This window comes from Pseudomonas sp. ABC1, assembly GCF_013395055.1.
Classification (GTDB): domain Bacteria; phylum Pseudomonadota; class Gammaproteobacteria; order Pseudomonadales; family Pseudomonadaceae; genus Stutzerimonas.
Genome location: NZ_CP058349.1, coordinates 1,086,123 through 1,107,067 on the forward strand (window position 1 = coordinate 1,086,123; position 20,945 = coordinate 1,107,067).

General features: G+C 63.4%; 18 protein-coding genes. 4 read left to right on the forward strand and 14 right to left on the reverse strand.

Features of this window, described 5'->3' with window-relative positions; translation table 11 throughout:
* Nucleotides 1-221: 221 nt before the first annotated feature.
* From dapB to HW090_RS04825, 7 genes are all read right to left on the reverse strand, one after another.
* Nucleotides 222-1,022: a 4-hydroxy-tetrahydrodipicolinate reductase gene (gene dapB, locus HW090_RS04795; protein WP_179112399.1), complete on the reverse strand. Its 801-nt coding sequence runs from the start codon at nucleotides 1,020-1,022 to the stop codon at nucleotides 222-224.
* A 60-nt stretch (nucleotides 1,023-1,082) separates the two neighbouring features.
* Nucleotides 1,083-2,204: a molecular chaperone DnaJ gene (gene dnaJ / locus HW090_RS04800; RefSeq protein ID WP_179112400.1), complete on the reverse strand. Its 1,122-nt coding sequence runs from the start codon at nucleotides 2,202-2,204 to the stop codon at nucleotides 1,083-1,085.
* A gap of 122 nt (nucleotides 2,205-2,326) precedes the next feature.
* Nucleotides 2,327-4,240, reverse strand: coding sequence for a molecular chaperone DnaK (gene dnaK / locus HW090_RS04805; protein ID WP_179112401.1), 1,914 nt, complete (start codon nucleotides 4,238-4,240; stop codon nucleotides 2,327-2,329).
* 96 nt (nucleotides 4,241-4,336) lie between these two features.
* A complete protein-coding gene (gene grpE, locus HW090_RS04810; protein ID WP_179112402.1) occupies nucleotides 4,337-4,906 on the reverse strand; it encodes a nucleotide exchange factor GrpE in 570 nt (189 codons plus the stop codon).
* A gap of 186 nt (nucleotides 4,907-5,092) precedes the next feature.
* Complete coding sequence (gene recX, locus HW090_RS04815) at nucleotides 5,093-5,557, reverse strand: recombination regulator RecX (RefSeq protein ID WP_179114834.1); 465 nt, start codon at nucleotides 5,555-5,557, stop codon at nucleotides 5,093-5,095.
* The gene (gene recA / locus HW090_RS04820; RefSeq protein WP_179112403.1) at nucleotides 5,550-6,596 is read right to left on the reverse strand and encodes a recombinase RecA; all 1,047 of its coding nucleotides are present in this window, start codon (nucleotides 6,594-6,596) and stop codon (nucleotides 5,550-5,552) included. Before recA ends, recX begins: the two co-directional genes overlap by 8 nt.
* A gap of 142 nt (nucleotides 6,597-6,738) precedes the next feature.
* Entirely contained in the window at nucleotides 6,739-7,311 is a 573-nt protein-coding gene (locus HW090_RS04825; protein WP_373416381.1) for a CinA family protein, read from the reverse strand.
* A gap of 107 nt (nucleotides 7,312-7,418) precedes the next feature.
* On the opposite strand from HW090_RS04825, the gene HW090_RS04830 reads away from it, so the two are divergent.
* From HW090_RS04830 to fdxA, 3 genes are all read left to right on the forward strand, one after another.
* Complete coding sequence (locus tag HW090_RS04830; protein WP_179112404.1) at nucleotides 7,419-8,579, forward strand: GGDEF domain-containing protein; 1,161 nt, start codon at nucleotides 7,419-7,421, stop codon at nucleotides 8,577-8,579.
* Between the two features lie 33 nt (nucleotides 8,580-8,612).
* On the forward strand, nucleotides 8,613-11,186 hold the full coding sequence (gene mutS, locus HW090_RS04835; protein ID WP_179112405.1) for a DNA mismatch repair protein MutS: 2,574 nt from the start codon (nucleotides 8,613-8,615) through the stop codon (nucleotides 11,184-11,186).
* A 188-nt stretch (nucleotides 11,187-11,374) separates the two neighbouring features.
* Complete coding sequence (gene fdxA / locus HW090_RS04840) at nucleotides 11,375-11,698, forward strand: ferredoxin FdxA (protein WP_179112406.1); 324 nt, start codon at nucleotides 11,375-11,377, stop codon at nucleotides 11,696-11,698.
* A 60-nt stretch (nucleotides 11,699-11,758) separates the two neighbouring features.
* Here the strand turns inward: fdxA and HW090_RS04845 are convergent, their stop codons facing one another.
* From HW090_RS04845 to HW090_RS04875, 7 genes are all read right to left on the reverse strand, one after another.
* Nucleotides 11,759-11,950 (reverse strand): CsbD family protein, encoded by a 192-nt coding sequence (locus HW090_RS04845; RefSeq protein WP_179112407.1) that lies wholly within the window; start codon nucleotides 11,948-11,950, stop codon nucleotides 11,759-11,761.
* A gap of 51 nt (nucleotides 11,951-12,001) precedes the next feature.
* Complete coding sequence (locus HW090_RS04850; protein ID WP_179112408.1) at nucleotides 12,002-13,015, reverse strand: lysylphosphatidylglycerol synthase transmembrane domain-containing protein; 1,014 nt, start codon at nucleotides 13,013-13,015, stop codon at nucleotides 12,002-12,004.
* Entirely contained in the window at nucleotides 13,012-13,755 is a 744-nt protein-coding gene (locus tag HW090_RS04855; RefSeq protein WP_179112409.1) for a DUF2334 domain-containing protein, read from the reverse strand. Before HW090_RS04855 ends, HW090_RS04850 begins: the two co-directional genes overlap by 4 nt.
* Entirely contained in the window at nucleotides 13,748-14,863 is a 1,116-nt protein-coding gene (locus HW090_RS04860) for a glycosyltransferase family 1 protein (protein WP_179114836.1), read from the reverse strand. The genes HW090_RS04855 and HW090_RS04860 overlap by 8 nt, the downstream gene beginning before the upstream one ends.
* A gap of 333 nt (nucleotides 14,864-15,196) precedes the next feature.
* Nucleotides 15,197-16,558: an efflux transporter outer membrane subunit gene (locus HW090_RS04865; RefSeq protein WP_179112410.1), complete on the reverse strand. Its 1,362-nt coding sequence runs from the start codon at nucleotides 16,556-16,558 to the stop codon at nucleotides 15,197-15,199.
* A gap of 4 nt (nucleotides 16,559-16,562) precedes the next feature.
* Nucleotides 16,563-18,524, reverse strand: coding sequence for a MacB family efflux pump subunit (locus HW090_RS04870; RefSeq protein ID WP_179112411.1), 1,962 nt, complete (start codon nucleotides 18,522-18,524; stop codon nucleotides 16,563-16,565).
* Between the two features lies 1 nt (nucleotide 18,525).
* A complete protein-coding gene (locus HW090_RS04875) occupies nucleotides 18,526-19,713 on the reverse strand; it encodes an efflux RND transporter periplasmic adaptor subunit (RefSeq protein ID WP_179112412.1) in 1,188 nt (395 codons plus the stop codon).
* A 173-nt stretch (nucleotides 19,714-19,886) separates the two neighbouring features.
* On the opposite strand from HW090_RS04875, the gene HW090_RS04880 reads away from it, so the two are divergent.
* The gene (locus HW090_RS04880; RefSeq protein ID WP_179112413.1) at nucleotides 19,887-20,927 is read left to right on the forward strand and encodes a DUF2157 domain-containing protein; all 1,041 of its coding nucleotides are present in this window, start codon (nucleotides 19,887-19,889) and stop codon (nucleotides 20,925-20,927) included.
* Nucleotides 20,928-20,945 lie beyond the last annotated feature (18 nt).

The following is a 20,945-nucleotide window of genomic DNA, read 5'->3' on the forward strand; positions in this document are numbered from 1 at the left end:
TGGCCAGCCAGGATGGCAGACCACAAATAAGAATCAATATTCTTTAGGAAGAAGGCACGGATGCCCTATGACAATTATCAACAGTCAGGGCAATGAGCTGGAGGCTGGAGGCTGGAGACTGGAGACTGGAGACTGGAGACTGGAGACGATCAGTGTGCTCGACGGAGCGTTCACTCCGTCGAGCTTTTATTGCAGTTGCAGGTGTCAGACGCCGAATGGCTTCACAGCCCCAACACGTCCTGCATGTCGTACAGCCCGGCAGGACGGCCCTGGAGCCAGAGTGCGGCGCGTACGGCGCCCTTGGCGAAGGTCATGCGGCTGGAGGCCTTGTGGGTGATCTCGACACGTTCGCCATCCGCGGCGAACAACACGGTATGGTCACCGACCACATCACCCGCCCGCACGGTGGCGAAACCGATAGTCTCGCGCTCACGGGCGCCGGTCTGGCCTTCGCGACCGTAGACCGCGACTTTCTGCAGGTCGCGACCGAGGGCATTGGCCACCACCTCGCCCATGCGCAGCGCGGTACCGGAAGGCGCATCGACCTTGTGCCGGTGGTGGGCTTCGATGATCTCGATATCCACCTCGTCACCCAGCACCCGTGCAGCGGTGTCCAGCAGCTTCAGGCAGAGGTTGACCCCCACGCTGAAATTGGCGGCGAAGACGATGGGAATCTCTTTCGCCGCCTCGGCCAACCGTTGTTTTTCCTCGACACTGAAACCCGTGGTGCCAATGACCATGGCCTTGCCTGCCTGCCGGCAGATTTCAAGGTTCTTCAGGGTCACGCTGGGATGGGTAAAGTCGATCAACACGTCGAAATCGGCGGCTACCGCGCCAAGATCACCGACCAGTGCCACTTCCACCTTGCCAAGCCCTGCGATCTCACCGGCATCGGCACCGATCAGGCTACTGTCTGGACGGTCGATGGCGGCGCTCAGTTGCGCACCATCGGCCTGCCGCACGGCCTCGATCAGAATCCGGCCCATGCGCCCGGCGGCACCGGTCACTGCTATTCGTTGCATAGAGTCAGCTCCAAGCTGCAAGCCTCAAGCTGCAAACCCTCTTGCAGCTTGCAGCAATTGTCATACGTCGCCGAAGAAGCGCTTCACACCCTCGAACCAACCACTGGCCTTGGGTGAGTGGGAGTCGTCGCCGTCGAGGGTCTTGCGGAACTCTTCGAGCAGCTCACGCTGACGCTTGTTCAGATTGACCGGCGTCTCCACCGCGACACGGCACATCAGGTCGCCAGCGCCACCGCCACGCACCGGCGCGACACCCTTGCCACGCAGGCGGAACAGCTTGCCGGTCTGGGTGCCTTCCGGAATCTTCAGCTTGACCCGGCCATCCAGGGTCGGCACTTCCAGTTCGCCCCCCAGGGCAGCATCGGCAAAGCTGATCGGTACATCGCAGTACAGGTGCTTGCCGTCGCGCTGGAAGATCGCATGCTCGCGCACACTGACCACCACATACAGATCGCCGGCAGGCCCACCCAGGGAGCCAGCCTCGCCTTCCCCCGACAGGCGGATGCGGTCACCGGTATCAACACCTGCCGGCACCTTGACCGACAGGGTTTTCTGCTCTTCCACGCGGCCATGACCGTGGCAGCTGCCACAGGGGTCGGTGATCATCTTGCCGGTGCCATGGCAACGCGGGCAGGTCTGCTGCACCGAGAAGAAGCCCTGCTGCATGCGCACCTGGCCAATGCCGTTACAGGTGGTACAGGTGACCGGACTGGTGCCTTTCTTGGCGCCGGAGCCATCGCAGGTCTTGCAGTTGACCAGCGTGGGCACACGAATGGTGACCGTGGTGCCGCGTACGGCCTCTTCCAGGTTCAGTTCGAGTGTGTAGCGCAGGTCGCTGCCGCGCTGCGGTCCGCCACGTTGGCCGCCGCGCTGGCCGCCGAAGAAATCACTGAATACATCGCCGAAGATATCGGAGAAATTGGCGCCGCCGTGGCCACCGCCACCGCCCATCTGCGGATCGACACCGGCATGGCCATACTGGTCATAGGCGGCGCGCTTGCTCGCATCGGAGAGCACTTCGTAGGCTTCGTTGGCTTCCTTGAATTTCTCTTCCGCATCTTTGTCATCCGGGTTGCGATCCGGGTGGAATTTCATCGCCAGACGCCGGTAGGCCTTCTTCAGCTCCGCCTCGCTGGCACCGCGCTCGACGCCGAGCACCTCGTAATAGTCACGCTTTGCCATAAGTCTTCAACACCTTTGAAACCTCTCCTCCCCAGACACGCCAACGCGGGAGCAAGCTCCCGCGTGGCGGATGTGGCCCTGGTGCATGCACCGGGGCCGGAACAACACAGGCAAGCCTCGGCTTACTTGTTGTCCTTGACTTCCTCGAACTCCGCATCGACCACGTCATCGCCACCCTTGACGTCGTCAGCGGCTGGCTTGGCCTCGGTGGCCTGCTCCTGCTCGGCATAGAGTTTCTGCGCCAGCGAGGAAGAGGCCTGGGAAACGGCTGCGACCTTGGCATCGATCTCGGCCTTGTCGTCACCGCGGACCGCTGCTTCGAGTTCGCCGATGGCTTTCTCGATCGCGGTTTTCTCTTCCTCGGAAGCCTTGTCGCCCGCCTCAACCAGCATCTTGCGCGTGGCGTGCACCAGTTGGTCGCCCTGGTTGCGGGCACCGGCCAGCTCTTCGAACTTGCGGTCTTCCTCGGCGTTGGCCTCGGCATCACGCACCATTTGCTCGATTTCTTCCTCGGACAGGCCGGAGTTGGCCTTGATCACGATGGACTGCTGCTTGCCAGTGGCCTTGTCCTTGGCGGACACGTGCAGGATACCGTTGGCGTCGATGTCGAAGGTCACTTCGATCTGCGGTACGCCACGCGGCGCCGGCGGAATCTCGGCCAGGTCGAAGCGGCCCAGCGACTTGTTCTGCGCGGCTTGCTTGCGCTCACCCTGCAGGACATGGATGGTCACGGCGGACTGGTTGTCGTCGGCGGTCGAGAACACCTGGGACTTCTTGGTCGGGATGGTGGTGTTCTTCTCGATCAGCGCGGTCATCACGCCACCCATGGTTTCGATACCCAGGGTCAGCGGGGAAACGTCCAGCAGCAGTACGTCCTTGACGTCACCCGCCAGTACCGCGCCCTGGATGGCAGCACCCATGGCCACGGCTTCGTCCGGGTTGACGTCCTTGCGCGCTTCCTTGCCGAAGAACTCGGCGACCTTCTGCTGTACCAGCGGCATGCGGGTCTGGCCACCGACCAGGATCACGTCATCAATGGAGCCGACGTCGATACCGGCATCCTTCAGCGCGGTACGGCAAGGCTCGATGGTACGGGCGACCAGGTCTTCGACCAGCGATTCCAGCTTGGCGCGGGAAATCTTCACGTTCAGGTGCTTAGGACCACTGGCATCGGCCGTGATGTACGGCAGGTTGACGTCGGTCTGCTGGCTGGAGGACAGCTCGATCTTGGCCTTTTCGGCCGCTTCCTTCAGGCGCTGCATGGCCAGCGGATCACCCTTGAGGTTGATGCCGCTTTCTTTCTTGAACTCGTCGACGAGGTAGTCGATCAGGCGAATATCGAAGTCCTCACCACCGAGGAAGGTATCGCCGTTGGTGGCCAGCACTTCGAACTGGTGCTCGCCATCGACTTCGGCGATCTCGATCACCGAGACGTCGAAGGTACCACCACCCAGGTCATAGACGATCACGGTGTGGTCGCCACGAGCCTTGTCCATGCCATAGGCCAGCGCTGCAGCGGTCGGTTCGTTGATGATGCGCTTGACGTCCAGACCGGCGATGCGGCCTGCGTCCTTGGTAGCCTGACGCTGGCTGTCGTTGAAGTAGGCCGGAACGGTGATGACCGCTTCGGTGACCGGCTCGCCGAGGTAATCTTCGGCGGTCTTCTTCATCTTCTTGAGGATTTCCGCGGAAATCTGCGGCGGTGCCATTTTCTGGCCGTTCACTTCGACCCAGGCATCACCGTTGTCGGCCTTGGCGATCTTGTAGGGCACCAGGCTGATGTCTTTCTGCACCACGTCTTCGTCGAAACGACGACCGATCAGGCGCTTGACCGCGTACAGCGTGTTGTGAGGGTTGGTCACCGCCTGGCGCTTGGCCGACTGGCCAACCAGAATCTCGCCATCGTTGGCGTAGGCGATGATCGAAGGCGTGGTACGTCCGCCTTCGGCGTTCTCGATGACCTTGGCGTTGCCGCCTTCCAGAATGGAGACGCAGGAGTTGGTGGTCCCCAGGTCGATACCGATGATTTTGCCCATTTATTTCTCTCCCGAATTCCTGAATTTCCGCGCCCGTTTACCGGCTGCGGTAACACTAAAACGCTTGACCTGAAGATGGGGATGCCCCGATGGATTTCAAGCCTGTTCGTCGATCGAAGGTGGTGTTTGCGCCGGCGCACGGCTGACCACGACCATCGCCGGGCGCAGCAGGCGACCATTGAGCAGGTAACCCTTCTGGAACACCTTGAGCACGCTGTTCGGCTCGGCGTGGGTGCTTTCCTCCATCGCCATGGCCTGGTGGTGCTCGGGGTTGAAGGGCTCGCCCTGCGGATCGAGGGGCAGCAGTTGGTGACGCGAGACGGTGTCCTGGAACAACTTGAGCGTCAGTTCCAGGCCTTCGCGGACAGCACGGATGCTTTCGTCGTCGGGACTGGACAGTTCGAGGCCGCGCTCCAGGCTGTCGAGGACTGGCAGCAGGTCGCCGGCGAATTTCTCCAGCGCGAACTTGTGAGCCTTCTCGACATCCTGCTCGGCACGGCGGCGGATATTCTGCAGTTCTGCAGCGACACGCAACGATTGATCCTGGGCTGCCGCCAACTGCTCTTCGAGCTCCTGCACGCGCCCGGCAAGATCACCGTTCACTTCGGCCGCCGTCTCTTCATTGAGGTCAGGGGTCTGGTTATCCAGGTTCTGCTCGTCTGCCATACCGTTCTCCATACAATGCATCAGCGGGCGACATCCCGCACCTGCACGCTATATGGGGGCATTCGGTATAGGTTCAAGGGCAAGCCGCAAGCTCGGTCGGCATGGAGAGGCAGTCGCGGCCATCTGCCCGGCGATTTCCCGCCCGACGTCCAGCCACACTGCATGAGATTGTCGCCCAAGCCTGGTTCAACGCCCTGACAGCAGGCGCCCGATCATGTCCTGCGGATACCCTCTGTAGGCCAGGAAGCGTCCTTGTTTGGCTCTTTCCCGGGCATCCCCAGGCAATCCGGAGAATTTGCGCTCCCAGACCTGCCGCAACCGCTCCGCCCAGTCGAAACCGCTGCAGGAGAGCGCGACCTCGATGTCGGCGCGGGGCAGGCCACGCTGGGCCAGTTCTTCGCGAATACGCAAAGGGCCATAGCCTGCAATGGCCCTGCTGCGAATGAAGCTTTCCAGGTAGCGGCTCTCGCTCAGCAGCCCCTCCTCGGCCAGACGATCGAGCGCCTGCTCGATCAGATCGTCATCAGCTCCACGCTGGCGCAGTTTACGCACCAGCTCAACCCGGCCATGCTCACGCCTGGCCAATAGATCCATGGCGACCCGACGTACTGCAACCAGGTTGTCGAGGCCGCTGGTGCGCGAGTCAGGCATCGCTGTCGAGCGCGTCATCCACGGATGCATTGCCTTTGCTGGTGTTCGCGGAAGCGACCAGCAACTTATCGCGAATCAACTGCTCGACGGCACTGCCCACATCCGGGTTGTCTTCCAGGTACTTGGCGGCATTGGCCTTGCCCTGACCAATCTTGCTGCCCTGGTAGCTGTACCAGGCGCCGGACTTCTCGATCAGCCCTTGCTGTACACCGAGGTCGATGACTTCGCCGCTGCGGTAGATGCCCTTGCCATAGAGAATCTGGAACTCGGCCTGGCGGAAAGGCGGTGCCACCTTGTTCTTGACGACCTTGACTCGCGTTTCGCTGCCGACGACCTCGTCACCCTCCTTCACTGCGCCGGTACGGCGGATGTCCAGGCGTACCGAGGCGTAGAACTTCAGCGCGTTACCACCGGTAGTGGTTTCCGGGCTGCCGAACATCACACCGATCTTCATACGGATCTGGTTGATGAAGATCACCAGGCAGTTGGCATTCTTGATGTTGCCGGTGATCTTGCGCAGCGCCTGGGACATCAGGCGAGCCTGCAGGCCGACGTGGGCATCGCCCATCTCGCCTTCGATCTCGGCCTTGGGCACCAGCGCAGCCACGGAGTCGACGATGATCACGTCGACGGCGTTCGAACGCACCAGCATGTCGGTGATTTCCAGCGCCTGCTCACCGGTATCCGGCTGGGAAACCAGCAGGTCGTCGACATTGACGCCCAGCTTGCCGGCATAGTCCGGATCCAGCGCGTGCTCGGCGTCGACGAAGGCACAAGTGGCACCCTGCTTCTGGGCTTCAGCGATGACGGACAGGGTCAGCGTGGTCTTGCCCGACGACTCCGGGCCATAGATCTCGACGATACGACCCTTGGGCAGGCCACCGATACCCAGGGCGATGTCCAGCCCCAGCGAGCCTGTGGAAATGGCCGGAATAGCCTGGCGATCATGGTCGCCCATGCGCATCACCGCACCTTTGCCGAACTGTTTCTCGATCTGGCCCAGGGCAGCAGCCAAGGCGCGCTTCTTGTTCTCGTCCATTGCAATCCTCACTTGATCAAGAGGGCCAGAGCAGGCCATCGTAAAACGACCCGCGTTGCCACTGCCTACGCTTCTCAACGGGCTGACAGGCCACAACAACTGTATAAGTAGACAGTATTAGAACATAGCCAAAATGTCACGCCTAGCCCTGCGTCGCTTTTTCTCCTCGCGCCAGCCCGATCAGTCCCTGAAGCGCCACGCGCACCGTCGCCAACCGGACAGCCTGACGGTCGCCTGGGAACAGGTGCCGCTCGCAGAACACCCGTTCGCCCGCTGCCCAGGCCAGCCAGACGGTACCCACCGGCTTCTCTTCCGTACCGCCACCCGGCCCGGCGATACCGCTGACCGCGACAGCGAAATACGCGCCGCTGGCCGCCTGCGCGCCCATGGCCATGGCCTTGACCACCTCGCCACTGACCGCGCCTACCTGTTCGAACAGACCGGCAGGCACCCCCAGTTGCCGGGTCTTCTGGGCATTGGAATAGGTGACATAACCGGCCTCGAACCAGGCGGAGCTGCCCGCAATCCGAGTGATCGCCTCGGCAATCCCGCCACCGGTACAGGACTCGGCGGTCGTCACCTGCAATCCCTGTTGGTGTAAAAGGTTTCCCAGTTCGCTCGCCAGTTCGTCCAGCACCCCATTCACCTCGCTTTCTGCTCGTCTGCGAATCCATTGTCGCGACCCTGTCACACAGCCCGCGAAGCGGCACAGTATCATTTCCACCAGACGGGCCATGCAGCCGGATCGCCCCGAATCGGTGCCCAAGTCCGGCGGAACCCTGTATTTTGATGCCTATACCAAACATCCATACTGCGACCACCGTGAACTCGCCCCCCGACTATTACTTCGTCCTCATCGTCCCTGTCGGCATATTCCTGCTGGGCCTGGCGCTGCTCACCTGCTGGTGGGTACTGCGTCAGCAGCGCTTTTTGCCCTGGCTGGCCGCCGGCTATCTGCTGCCATCGCTGGCCATGGCGATGCAATCGCTGATGAGCAACGAACAACTGGCCGAATGGTCGGTCCTCGCCGCCGTCTTCTACCTGGGCGGCGGCTGGGCACTGGCGCGGGGCATGGCGATGCGACATGGCGGCGATGTCTCGCGGCTGCTGGCCGGCCTCATCAGTGCCACGGCCATCGTCCTGCTCTACTACTACTCGCGGGTCGAGGATCAGCTCTGGACCCGGGCAATCTGCCTGAACCTGGCATTGGCGCTGATCTACCTGCTGCCGATACGCAGCATCTTCCGCCGCAAACTGCCGAGCGACCCGCTGGAACGTATCGTGCGCTGGTCCTATATAGCCTGCGTCGCCTATGCCCTGCTGCGCCCTGCGCTGATCATGACCGTGATCCCCACCTATGAAGTGGAGGTGCTGACGCGCTCCGGCTACTGGCTACTGACACTCGCCGGGACCCTGTTCTTCAGCATCTGGTTCATGTTCATCCTGCTCGCCTGCACCCTGCGCGACGTCATGCAGGCACTGCGCGATGAACGCAACCACGACCCGCTCACACAACTGCTCAACCGCCGTGCCTTCTTCGAGTCGGCAGACAGCGCTCTGGGCGATGCGAGTCAGAAACCCTGGGCGTTGCTGGCCTGCGACATCGACTATTTCAAACAGGTGAACGACACCAGGGGCCACGCCGCTGGCGACCGGGTGCTGCAAGAGGTCGCCCAGGTGCTGGCGGGCCAGGTGCGCCGCAATGACCTGGTCGCTCGCTTCGGCGGCGAGGAGTTCCTGATACTGCTCAGCCAGTCAGATACCGAGCACGCCCGGAATGTCGCCCAACGCATCCAGTCACAACTGTCGACGACGCACTTCTCCGCCATCCCGAACCAGATCACGCTCAGCTTCGGCCTGACGCTGGTCGCCTCGCGGGAAGACCTGGAGCACGCGATCGAACGCGCCGACGTTTCCCTCTACCGGGCCAAGCAGGCAGGACGCGACCGCATCTGCCTGGCCCCGGAAGCCCAATCTGCCTGAAACAGGCAAGAACACATGTAAGTGATTGATTTTATGAGCAAGAAAGACTTCTCCGGCCATACGCCGATGATGCAGCAATACTGGGCGCTGAAGAGCCAGCACCCGGACCAGTTGATGTTCTACCGCATGGGCGACTTCTACGAGTTGTTCTACGAGGATGCCAAGCGCGCGGCGGCCCTGCTGGATATCACCCTGACCGCCCGCGGGCAGTCGGCAGGCCAGGCCATCCCCATGGCCGGCATTCCCTTCCATGCCGCCGAGGGCTACCTGGCGCGCCTGGTCAAGCTTGGCGAATCGGTGGTGATCTGCGAACAGATCGGCGACCCCGCCACCAGCAAGGGGCCGGTGGAGCGCAAGGTGGTGCGCATCATTACCCCCGGCACGGTGAGCGACGAAGCCCTGCTCGACGAACGCCGCGACAACCTGTTGGCCGCCGTGCTCGGTGACGAGAAACTGTTCGGCCTGTCGGTGCTGGACATCGCCAGCGGCCGTTTCAGCGTGCAGGAACTCAAGGGCTGGGAAAACCTGCTGGCCGAACTGGAGCGCCTGAGCCCGGCCGAGCTGCTGATTCCCGATGACTGGCCCCAGGGCCTGCCGCTGGAAAAACGCCGTGGCGTGCGCCGTCGCGCGCCCTGGGACTTCGACCGCGACTCCGCGCACAAGAGCCTCTGCCAGCAGTTCGCCACCCAGGACCTCAAAGGTTTCGGCTGCGAGAACCTGACCCTGGCCATCGGCGCCGCTGGCTGCCTGCTGGCCTATGCCAAGGAAACCCAGCGCACCGCGCTGCCCCACCTGCGCCGCCTGCGCCACGAACGCCTGGACGAAACCGTGGTGCTCGACGGCGCCACCCGCCGCAACCTGGAACTGGACACCAACCTCTCCGGCGGGCGCGACAACACCCTGCAATCGGTACTCGACCGCAGCCAGACCGCCATGGGCAGCCGCCTGCTGACCCGCTGGCTGCACCGTCCGTTGCGCGACCGCGCCGTGCTGGAAGCGCGCCAGGGCTCCATCGCCTGCCTGCTTGAGCATTACCGTTTCGAGTCCATCCAGCCGCAACTGAAGGACATCGGCGACCTGGAGCGCATCCTCGCCCGGATCGGCCTGCGCAATGCCCGCCCACGCGACCTGGCGCGCCTGCGCGATGCCCTGGCTGCGCTGCCGCAGTTGCAGCAGGCGATGCAAAACCTGGACGCGACGCACCTGGAACAACTGGCCGTCAGCATCCGCACCTACCCGGAACTGGCCGACCTGCTGGCCCGCGCCATCATCGACAACCCACCTGCAGTGATCCGCGACGGTGGCGTCCTCAAGACTGGCTACGACAGCCAGCTCGACGAGCTGCAATCCCTCAGCGAGAACGCCGGCCAGTACCTGATGGACCTGGAAATCCGGGAGAAGGCGCGTACCGGCCTGGCCAACCTCAAGGTCGGCTACAACCGTGTGCATGGCTACTTCATCGAACTGCCGAGCAAGCAGGCCGAGTCGGCCCCCGCCGACTACATCCGACGCCAGACGCTCAAGGGCGCCGAACGCTTCATCACGCCAGAACTGAAAGAGTTCGAGGACAAGGCTCTGTCGGCCAAGAGCCGCGCCCTGGCACGCGAGAAGCAACTCTACGAGGAACTGATCGAGCAGTTGATCGAACACCTCGCCCCGTTGCAGGAGTCGGCCGGTGCCTTGGCGGAACTGGACGTGCTGAGCAACCTCGCCGAACGGGCGCTCAACCTCGACCTGAATTGCCCGCGCTTCACCGAACAGCCCTGCCTGCGCATCGAGCAGGGCCGTCACCCGGTGGTCGAGCAGGTGCTGGAGACGCCATTCGTCGCCAACGACCTGAAGCTGGACGATGACACGCGGATGCTGATCATCACCGGGCCGAACATGGGCGGTAAATCCACCTACATGCGCCAGACCGCGCTGATCGTGCTATTGGCGCAGATCGGCAGTTTCGTGCCCGCCGCCGCTTGCGAACTGTCACTGGTGGACCGCATCTTCACCCGCATCGGTTCGTCGGACGACCTGGCCGGCGGGCGCTCGACCTTCATGGTGGAAATGAGCGAAACCGCCAACATCCTGCACAACGCCACGGACAGCAGCCTGGTGCTGATGGACGAAGTGGGGCGCGGTACCAGCACCTTCGACGGCCTGTCGCTGGCCTGGGCAGCCGCCGAGCAACTGGCCCACCTGCGCGCCTTCACGCTGTTCGCCACCCATTACTTCGAACTGACGGTGCTGCCGGAGAACGAGCCGGTGGTCAGCAACGTGCACCTGTCGGCCACCGAGCACAACGAGCGCATCGTCTTCCTGCACCATGTCCTGCCGGGGCCAGCCAGCCAGAGTTATGGCCTGGCGGTGGCACAGTTGGCCGGCGTGCCGGAAGACGTCATTCTCCGTGCTCGCGACCATCTGTCGCGCCTGGAAACCAACAGCCTGGCCCACGAATCGCCGAAAATGGCGCCCGGCCAGACGCCTGCACCAATGCAGAGCGATCTGTTCGCCAGCCTGCCGCACCCGGTGATCGAAGAACTGCACCGCACCGACCCGGACGGCATGACGCCGCGACAGGCGCTGGAGCTGCTGTACAGCCTGAAGCAACGTATCTGAGCCAGGATTTTTCGAGGGACTGCTGGCGTGATGGATGCGAATTCGACGCAATAATGCAGTCCGCTCGAAAGTCAACAGCCCGCATATAAAAACTGCTAGAATCGCGCACATTTTTTGGATGGGCGGTATTGCCTGGTGCCGCCATACCACTGTCGTGCCAACCGACACGCCTGAGGAGATAGCTAGAAATGACCTTCGTCGTCACCGACAACTGTGTCAAGTGCAAGTACACCGATTGTGTGGAAGTCTGTCCGGTGGACTGCTTCTACGAAGGCCCGAACTTCCTGGTGATCCACCCGGACGAGTGCATCGATTGCGCATTGTGCGAGCCGGAATGCCCGGCCCAGGCCATCTTCTCCGAGGATGAGATACCGGATGGCATGCAGGAATACATCGAGTTGAACGCCGAGCTGGCGGAAGTCTGGCCGAACATCACCGAGAAGAAGGATTCGCTGCCCGATGCCGCCGAATGGGATGGCGTCACCGGCAAGATCCAGCACCTGGAGCGCTAGGCGCCCCGCTTTGATCGGACCTCTCCGCCGTCGACCGACGGAGAGGTCACTCTACCGCTTTCAGACCTTGTCCACGCCCTTCTTCAGCGCATCCTTGGCATCGCCCTTGATCTGCTGCGCTTCGCCCTTGAGCTCCTGCTGCAAGCCTTCGCCCTTCAGCCGTTCGTTGTCGGTCGCCTCGCCAATGCTCTGCTTCACCTTGCCGATGACCTCGTTGGCCTTGCCCTTGATCTTGTCACCCGTGCTGCTCATGTGAACCTCCAGTGGTTTTATGCATGCCCTGAAGTTGACCGGCCATGGCTTTCAAGAGTTTCCATTTTCCGAGGAGCGGTCACGCGAGCGCATGAGCCGCTCAAGCATTGGCCTTCCAGCCAGGTGCAAAAAGACCGGAGCCCCGGCGATAAGGTAGAAATGGTAGGTCACGAAGCGCCAGATCAGGATGGCTGCGGCGCTACCTGATTTGCCCACCAGCGGCGCCAGCAACGCGGCCGAGGCCAGTTCGGCACTGCCCGCGCCACCCGGTAGCAGGCTCAATTGCCCCGCCCCGAGCGCCAGCATCTGCACCAGGAAGCTCCAGGCCCAGTCGATGTCCTTGCCCAGGCCAAGCAGGGTCAGGTAGAGCACGCTGTAGCGCAACAGCCCATGCATCGCCGTCAGCAGAAAGACGCTCAGCAAGAGCCGCCGAGGCAAACCCAGGCTGCGGCGCAAGGCCTGGCGAAAACGCAGGAACATCCTGGCCCAGCGCCACCTGCGCTGCCGTTTGACCTTCAGGCGCACCAGCAACCGGCTACTGGCACGCAACAAGGCAGCCTGGAAGCGCACCATCAGCACGAGCCCCGCCAGCACACTCGCCATCAGGATCAGGCTGCTCTCCAGCAGGTTATCCATGTACGGCGTCAATGCATGGGTGAGGCCATAGATCAGCACAGCCATCATGGCGCAGGCAAAGAACAGCAGGTCGCTCAGTTGCTCAACCGCGTAGGTCGCCGCGCCTCGGGCGGGCGCCACCCCATGCCGCGCCAGCAACGCCGCCAGCGTCACCGGGCCACCGGCACCGCCCGGCGTGGCGCAGATGGCGAACTCCGTGGCCATCACGATGGCGGTCGCGCGCCCCTGACCAAGCGTCTTGCGCCCCAGCAACAACCGCAGGCGCAGGGCATTCAGACTCCAGCCCAGCACGATCATCGCCAGCATGCCCAGCAGCCAGCCCACAGGAAAGGAGCGCAGGTGTTCGAGCAACCCGACGCCTCCCAGCAACAGCGGGATCAGGGCCGCCGCCAGCAGCGCCGAAAGCAATACCCAGCCACTGCGGCTCATCGCTGGCTGCGCAACCAATCGAACTTGGTCATCGCCCGGCGCCCGCCCTCCAGTTCCTCGCGCAGCGTCCGCAGCCAGTAATCGCGGGAAAATGCATGGCGCATGTCCACGGGATGCAGCCCGAGGCGCAGCCCCGGTGCCTCGGCATGGCGGTGACGCGCCCATTCGGCATTGGCCCACGACAGCCCCCGACGCCAGCCGCTGCGCGCACTCCAGACCAGCCCAGGCGCGGGCAGGTGCTGGAAGTCCGGCAGACGGTACAGGCAACCGGGAGCGCTGCTGTAATCCAGACCGGTATCACGCAGGGCACTGCGGGTGCCTTCACTCATCAACCAGGCGGGCGCCACGAAGCCGTGCAGGGGCCAGCCCAGTTGCCGGAACAGCGCCATGCCCCGCTCCAGGCGCTCACGCGCCGACGCTTCGCTACGCCCGTAGAACTCACCTTCGTGGGTATAGATGCGTCGCATGAACCAGTCGCCCAGAGAGCGCGGTGGCGGCTGGTCGTCGGCATGGTAGAAGCCATGCAGGACCAGTTCGTCGCCCAGGGCCAGACGCGACTCCAGCATCCGACAGAAGTCCGGATGACTGGCCAGGGGGTTGCGCCGGTGGAAGTCCGGCACGACCAGCCAGGTCATCGGCACAGGCCCGTGGGCATCCACTTGCTCGACGAACGGCCGGTAGTCCCGCCAGGTTTCCGGGGCCACGTCGTGCAGCACCAGCATCAATCCGCGCTCAGCCATGGGCCACCACCGACGACTCGGCATATCCGGTCACCGCCTGGTAGTGGGCCAGCAGGCCAGCGATGACCGCATCCCAGGCATGATGAGCCTCGACGTACTGACGGGCTTGTCCGCCCATACGACGCGCACCCGCCTCGAACAGTTCGCGCACGGCACGCGCCATGTCCTGTGCATCCAGAGGCCGGCACAGATTGCCGACATGGGCCGGCACGATCTCCGGCAACGCACCGGCGCGCGCGGCCACCACCGGGATACCGCATGCCATGGCCTCAAGCGCCACCAGCCCGAAGGTCTCCTGGTTGCCGGCATGCAGCAGCACATCACTGCTGGCCATCAAGCGTGCAACCTCCGCCGCCGGGCGGAAGCCATCCATCACCGAAACATTCTCGGGCACCTTGCGCGGCATGCGCGAGCCGACCAGCAGCAGGTGGTAGGGCTTACCCAGCGTCCTGGCCACGCCCAGCAACACATCGAGGTTCTTCTCCCGCGAGCCACGCCCGGCGAATACCATCAACCGGGTGTCATCCGCCAGCCCCAGCGAGCTGCGCAACTGATCATCACGCCAACGCGGGTGGAACACTTGCAGGTCTACACCCAGCGGTTGCACATGGACATTGCGCACACCCAGCCCGCTCAGCTTGCGCGCCATCACTTTGCTCGGTGCCAGCACCCGGTCGAAGCGCCCGTAGAGATGGGCAACGTAGTGATTGAGCCGTTCACCGAGCCAGTCGCCGGCGCGGTTGCTCGCCAGCAGCGGCAGGTCGGAATGGTAGAAACCGATCACCGGCACATCCAGCCGACGCCCCGCATCCAGCGCCGCCCAGGCCGTCATGTAGGGGTCGCCGACTTCGATCAGGTCCGGGTGCAGGCTGCGCAACAAATTACGCCAGGGACCACGGCGCAGCGGAAAACGGTAGCCCTTGCCGAATGGCAGCAATGGCGCGGGCAATTCATAGACACCGCCCGCCTCACCATACGCAGCGCCCGGCACCAGGACGCTATGGCGAATGCCGGGATAATGCTGCAAACGCCGGTGTTTGGCTTCTATATAGGTACGAACGCCGCCACTGGCAGGCGCATAGAACATGGTCATGTCAACGATGTGCAAGGCGTTGCTACTCCATTGAATCGATGCCATGGCACACGCCACGGGCGTCTTTACAGAAAGAATCTGTAATGAATTCAATGGACCGTCACAGCGCCCAGTCGTTCTCCCGCTGGCCTCCCCGTTGCCCAGGATGCGCCATGCACTACTTCCTACGGCGCGCTGACATTGCGCTCATCGCACAGCCGCCTGCCGCGGTGACTGTAGAAAAAGCTCGTTGCTCATAAGCCCGCGCACCTAGGCTCCCGCTTACGCGGGAGCGACGGAGTTGGGCTTTCTCCCAGGATCACCCCGGTCTTGCGACACGCGGTCGGGAGAAAGCACGGGCCGCGCCAATCACTCCGCCTGCCCGCCCAGTGCCTGGCACAGCGCGATATGGTTCAGCAACTGATCGCGCTTGTTCTCCAGTAGGGTGATCTGAGCATTACGCCGGGTTTCCTGTGCGCTGAGCCAGGATTGCAGGTCGATCGCGCCCGCCTCGTAGCGTACCCGGTAGATACGCTCGGCCTCGTTGGCCGCCTCCAGGGCACGCTCGCGCATGGCCTGCTGCTCCGCATAGTGACGGCGTCCCGCCAGGTTGTTTTCCACATCGGCCAGCGCCTCGTAGAGGGTCTGGCGAAAATCGATGGCGGCCACCTGGTAGTCGACCTTGGCGATGTCCACGTTCAGTTGCATGCGGTTCCATTGCAGGAAGGGCAGTGTCAGCCCGCTTCCCAGGGTCGCGACAGGATTCTGCAATACGTTGCCCAGACTGCTGCTGGCAAAGCCCAGGGCACCGGTCAGGCTGATGCCGGGGTAATAGTCGGCACGGGTCGCATCCACCGTGGCCAGGCTGCCACGCAGACGCAATTCGGCGGCCTGCAAGTCCGGCCGACGCCCGAGCAAGGACGCCGGCAGACCGGCCGCGACCGAAGGCAGGATGGCTTGCTGCAACCCCTGGATATCATCCAGCTCGGCGGGAATCGCACCATCGAACAGTACCGCCAGCGCATTGCGCTGCTCCACCCGTTGCTGCAACAGCGACTGGTGGCTCGCGCGCAGGGTTTCCAGGCTCTGGCGCGCCTCGGCCAGCTCCAGTGTGGAAGCCTTTCCGCTGTCGTATTGCACCTGCACCAGCGCCAGCGTCCGCTCGCCATCCTCGACGCTCTGCTGGCTGAAGGCGATACGCTCGTTGAGGTAGGCAACCTGCCAATACAGATTGCCCAGGGTGCCGACCAGGGTCAGGCGTGCCGCCTGGTAGTCACCTTCGCTGGCCAGGGCCTCCAGTTGCGCGGCGTCCTCGGCGCTGGCCAGACGCTGCCAGAGGTCCAGTTCCCAGCTCACGCTGCTGTTGAAGCTGTAGCTGTGGGTGGTGGTGGAGTCACCACGCAGGTTTCGACTCTTGCCGGCATCGAAACCGCTGCTGAGCTGCGGGAACAGCGCATCGCGTGCCAACCCGGCCTGCAGTTGGGCACGACGGACCTTGAGCAGGGCGCTGCCCAGGGTGTTGTTACGGCTCAAGGCCTGCTCCACCAGGCTGTCCAGTCGCTGGTCCTGGAAGGCACGCCACCAGTCTTCGCCACTCGCCACGGCCGACTGCTCCGCCGTTTCATTCCAGGTGGCGGGAATCGTCAGCTCAGGACGCTGGTAGTCGCTACGCAGAATGGAACAGCCACTCACCGCCAGGGCCAACAAGGCAATTACAGGAAACTTGTGCATCGAATCACTCTCGCGACAGGGCATCGACCGGGTCCAGGCGTGCGGCGTTGCGCGCCGGCAAGTAACCGAAGACCACCCCGATCAGGCTGGAACAGAGGAACGCCGCCACGATGGAGGCGCTGGAAAATACCAGGGGGAAATCGCTGGACAGGCGACTGAAGATCGCGCCGAACGCCAGGGCCGATGCGACCCCGAGCGAGCCGCCGATCAGGCACACCAGCACCGCTTCGATCAGGAACTGGCGCAGGATATCGCTCTGCCGCGCACCGACCGCCATGCGCACACCGATCTCGCGGGTCCGCTCGGTCACCGACACCAGCATGATGTTCATCACGCCGATACCACCCACCAGCAGCGAGATCAGCGCGATGGTGGAAATCAGCACCGTCATGGTCTGGCTGGTTTTCTCGATGGTCTGGCGGATGGTGTCGGTGTTGATGACGAAGAAATCCTGGGTGCCATGGCGGCGCGTCAGCAGGCGGACGATGCCCTGCTCGGCGGCATCGCTGGAGACGTCATCCTTGATGCGCACGGTGATGCTTTCCAGGTAGGACTGGCCGAGCATCCGGTTCATGATTGAGGTGTAGGGCATGTAGACGCGCAACGACTCGCTGTTGCCGAACATGCTCTGCGCCGGCTTCAGCACGCCGATGATGCGGCTCGGCACGTTGCCCAGCAGGATCACCTCGCCCAGGGCGTTGTCCTTGCCGGGAAACAGCTTCTTCCAGGTGTTGTCGTCGATCACCACGCTTTGCGCCGAGGCCCGCACATCCGCCGTATCGAAGCCTTGCCCCTGGGCGAAATCGAACCCCTTGGCGCGAAAGAACTGCTCGCCCACGCCATTGATCGACACCGTCAGGGCCTCGGAACGGTAACGCAGGGTGCCCGAACTGGAGACCGAAGGCGTCACGCTGTCGACGAAGGCTTGCCTGGCCAGTGCATCGGCATCCGCCGGGACCAGCGTCTGGATGCGTGCCGAACGACGGTCGCCAAAGCCACGCCCAGGGAAGATGTCCACGGTATTGGTGCCGATGGAGGAAATGTTCTCCATGATCTGCTGCTGCGAGCCCTGCCCCAGCGCCACCACGGACACTACCGAAGCGATGCCGATGATGATCCCGAGCATGGTCAGGAAGGTGCGCAGCTTGTGCGCCAGCATGGCGCGCAGGGCCATGCGGAACGCCTCGCCGAACTGCCCCAGCACGGCTCGCCAGGGGTGCTCGCGCAGCGCCACCGGCGCCAGTTCGCTCACGTGGTCGTCGGCCCTGGCGACTCCCGCACCCAGGCGCCGATCAGCGACGATACGGCCATCGCTGATTTCGATCAGGCGGTCGGCGCTCTGCGCCACGTTCATGTCGTGAGTAACGATGATCACCGTATGGCCCTGGGCATGCAGCTCGCGCAACAGCTTGAGCATTTCCTGCCCGCTGTTGCTGTCCAGGGCACCGGTCGGCTCGTCCGCCAGGATCACCTGGCCACCGTTCATCAGTGCCCTCGCGACACTGACGCGCTGTTGCTGGCCACCGGAAAGCTGCCCCGGACGATGCTCCAGGCGATTGCCCAGCCCGAGGCGCTGCAACAGGGCCTCGCTGCGCTCACGGCGCAGGCGCGGCTCGGTACCGGCATAGATCGCCGGGATTTCCACGTTGTCGCGGGCATCCAGATCGGTCAGCAGGTGGTAGCGCTGGAAGATAAAACCGAAATATTCGCGCCGCAGGTGTGCCAGTTCGTCGGCATCCAGGCTGGAGGTCTCGCGCCCGGCGATGCGGTAGACGCCGGATGTCGCCCGGTCCAGGCAGCCGAGGATATTCATCAACGTCGACTTGCCGGAGCCGGAAGCACCGACTATGGCGACCATTTCGCCCTGGTCGATACGCAGGTCGATATCCTCCAGAACCCGTACGGTCTGGTCGCCCGCCGCGAACTCGCGGCTCAGCCCTTCGATTTCGAGCAGTGGCCGGGCCATCCTAGAACCTCATCCCCGGCCCACCGCGCAACTGCGTCGAAGAGCCCTGTGCGGCATCCCCCAGCACGATCTTCTCACCCAGCGCCAGGCCTTCCAGCACCTGCACATTCAGGCTGTCCTCGAGACCGGTGCGGATATCGCGAGGCTCCATCCGCCCGTCGCCACGCAGGACCTGCACGGTGTAGCTGCCATCGCGATTGGCGCTGCCCAGCGCCGCCACCGGGATGCTCGGCACGGCCTTGGCCTGGTCCAGCACGATATTCACTTCGGCGGTCATCGAGATGCGCAGGCGGCCATCCTCGTTGGGCACGTCGAACACGCCGTTGTAATAGATGGCGGTATCGGTGGACGTGGTGCTGGAGCTGCTGTCGCTCTCGCTGTTGATCGAGTCGGGCGCAGGCTCGATGGCGCGCAGGGTGGCTTCGCGACGCTTGTCAGGCTCGCCCAGGGTCGTGAAGTAGACCGGCAGGCCTGGTTGCACGTGCACCACGTCGGCCTCGGAGATTTCCGCCTTGACCGTCATCTTGCCCAGTTGCGCAAGCTTGACCAGCGTCGGCGCCGACTGCGCCGAGTTCACCGTCTGGCCTTCCTTCACCACCACTCCGACCACGGTGCCGTCGATGGGCGCGGTGATCTGGGTATACCCCAGGTTCAGTTCGGCCGTTGCGACTTGCATCTGCGCCTGCTCGATCTGCGCATCCAGCGCATCGATCTCGGCCTTGACCATCGCCAGGTTGGCCTCGGCGGTCTCGTAGTCCTCGCGCGAACTGGCATTCTGCACCGACATGCTGCGCTGGCGTTCGAACGCCAGTTGCGCCTGCTTGCGCGAAGCTTGCTTGGCGGCGCGCTGGGCCTTGACGTTGGCCAGGGCGGCGCGTGCGTTCTTCAGGTCGTTCTGCTGGGTCAGCGAGTCGATCTCGGCGATCAGGTCGCCCTTCTTCACCTCATCGCCGAAATCCACCTTCAGCGACTCGATGCGCCCGGACACCTGGGCACCGACACTCACCTGATTGAAGGCCTCCAAGGTACCGGTGGCGATCACCGTGCGCTGAATGTCCTGGGCCACCACTTCAGCGGTCAACAGGCCTTGGGTCGAGGATGTGGGGAACAGACGGCCCCAGGCCAGCCAAACGCCAAGCGCCAGCACAGTCAGAACCGGAACCAGATAACGCGGTCGCAGTAAACTCATTGGTATAGACTCGCCGACAACACTACTTGCAGGAATGTGTGGGTCCCCCCACACGCTAGCGGTCGCCACTATAAGCGATGGCTGACCCAGGGTTGGGTAAGAGAGATGTCAGGGTTTGGTAAAGATCGAACCGCCCTGGCAAGCACTCTCCCATCACATAAAAAGGAGAGACGATGTCACTGCGGATCGATGCAAAAGACCTGGAGCAGGCCGTACACGCTGGCGTCCTGCAACCCGGCCAGGACCAGGCGCTGCTGGCGTTCTTCGCCAGCAGGCCGCAACTGCGCGGCAGTTTCCAACTCACTCATGTGATCTATTACCTCGGCGCCCTGCTGGTCATCGGCGCGCTTGGCTGGCTGCTCAACGAAGCCTGGATGAATGTCGGCGACAGCGCCTTGCTGGCGCTGGGGGGCGTCTATCTGCTATCGACCGCTTGCATCGGTATCGTACTGTGGCGGCGTCAGCACTTCGTGCCGGGGGGATTGCTGGCCGCCGTGGCCGTCAGCCTGGTGCCGCTGGTGACCTTCGCCGCACTGCGCCTGCTCGGCCTGTGGCCGCAAGGCAGCGAACACCAGGGTTTCGACGACTACTACCACTACATCAACAGCCAATGGCTGATTCTCGAAGTCGCCACCATCCTGGGCGGGCTGCTGATGCTGCGCCTGGTGCCCTTCCCCTTCATCGTGATGCCGATCGCCCTGGCGCTCTGGTTCATGTCGATGGACCTGGGCCGACTGTTCTTCTCCGGCAGCTTCGGCTGGAACGACCGTAGCCTGGTATCACTGCTGTTCGGTATCCCGGTATTGCTGGTCAGCCTGTGGCTGGATGGCCGCCGCCAGGGCGACTTCGCCTTCTGGGGCTACCTGGCCGGCCTGCTGGCGTTCTGGGGCGGCCTGACGATGATGGAAAGCAACAGCGAGATCGGCAAACTGTTCTATTGCCTGATCAACCTGGTGCTGATGCTCATGGCCGTGCTGCTGCGCCGTCCACTGTTCATGGTCTTCGGCGGCATCGGCCTGGCCGGTTACCTGGGCTATCTGGCACGCGACGTGTTCGCCGACTCGCTGCTGTTCCCGGTCTTCGTCAGCCTGATAGGCCTCGGCCTGATCGCCCTGGGCCTGCTCTACCAGAAACACCGCGACCGACTGACGGAGAGCCTGCGCCAGCACTTGCCACAGAGCTGGCTGGACAGCCTGCCGGCGCTGCGCCGCTGATACACGAGCCAGGAACGC

Coding starts and splice junctions, on each gene's coding strand:
- dapB (WP_179112399.1), bottom strand. CDS start 1,022: ATGCAACGAATAGCAGTGACCGGTGCCGCCGGGCGCATGGGCCGGATT.
- dnaJ (WP_179112400.1), bottom strand. CDS start 2,204: ATGGCAAAGCGTGACTATTACGAGGTGCTCGGCGTCGAGCGCGGTGCC.
- dnaK (WP_179112401.1), bottom strand. CDS start 4,240: ATGGGCAAAATCATCGGTATCGACCTGGGGACCACCAACTCCTGCGTC.
- grpE (WP_179112402.1), bottom strand. CDS start 4,906: ATGGCAGACGAGCAGAACCTGGATAACCAGACCCCTGACCTCAATGAA.
- recX (WP_179114834.1), bottom strand. CDS start 5,557: ATGCCTGACTCGCGCACCAGCGGCCTCGACAACCTGGTTGCAGTACGT.
- recA (WP_179112403.1), bottom strand. CDS start 6,596: ATGGACGAGAACAAGAAGCGCGCCTTGGCTGCTGCCCTGGGCCAGATC.
- mutS (WP_179112405.1), top strand. CDS start 8,613: ATGAGCAAGAAAGACTTCTCCGGCCATACGCCGATGATGCAGCAATAC.
- fdxA (WP_179112406.1), top strand. CDS start 11,375: ATGACCTTCGTCGTCACCGACAACTGTGTCAAGTGCAAGTACACCGAT.
- HW090_RS04845 (WP_179112407.1), bottom strand. CDS start 11,950: ATGAGCAGCACGGGTGACAAGATCAAGGGCAAGGCCAACGAGGTCATC.
- HW090_RS04850 (WP_179112408.1), bottom strand. CDS start 13,015: ATGAGCCGCAGTGGCTGGGTATTGCTTTCGGCGCTGCTGGCGGCGGCC.
- HW090_RS04855 (WP_179112409.1), bottom strand. CDS start 13,755: ATGGCTGAGCGCGGATTGATGCTGGTGCTGCACGACGTGGCCCCGGAA.
- HW090_RS04865 (WP_179112410.1), bottom strand. CDS start 16,558: ATGCACAAGTTTCCTGTAATTGCCTTGTTGGCCCTGGCGGTGAGTGGC.
- HW090_RS04870 (WP_179112411.1), bottom strand. CDS start 18,524: ATGGCCCGGCCACTGCTCGAAATCGAAGGGCTGAGCCGCGAGTTCGCG.
- HW090_RS04875 (WP_179112412.1), bottom strand. CDS start 19,713: ATGAGTTTACTGCGACCGCGTTATCTGGTTCCGGTTCTGACTGTGCTG.
- HW090_RS04880 (WP_179112413.1), top strand. CDS start 19,887: ATGTCACTGCGGATCGATGCAAAAGACCTGGAGCAGGCCGTACACGCT.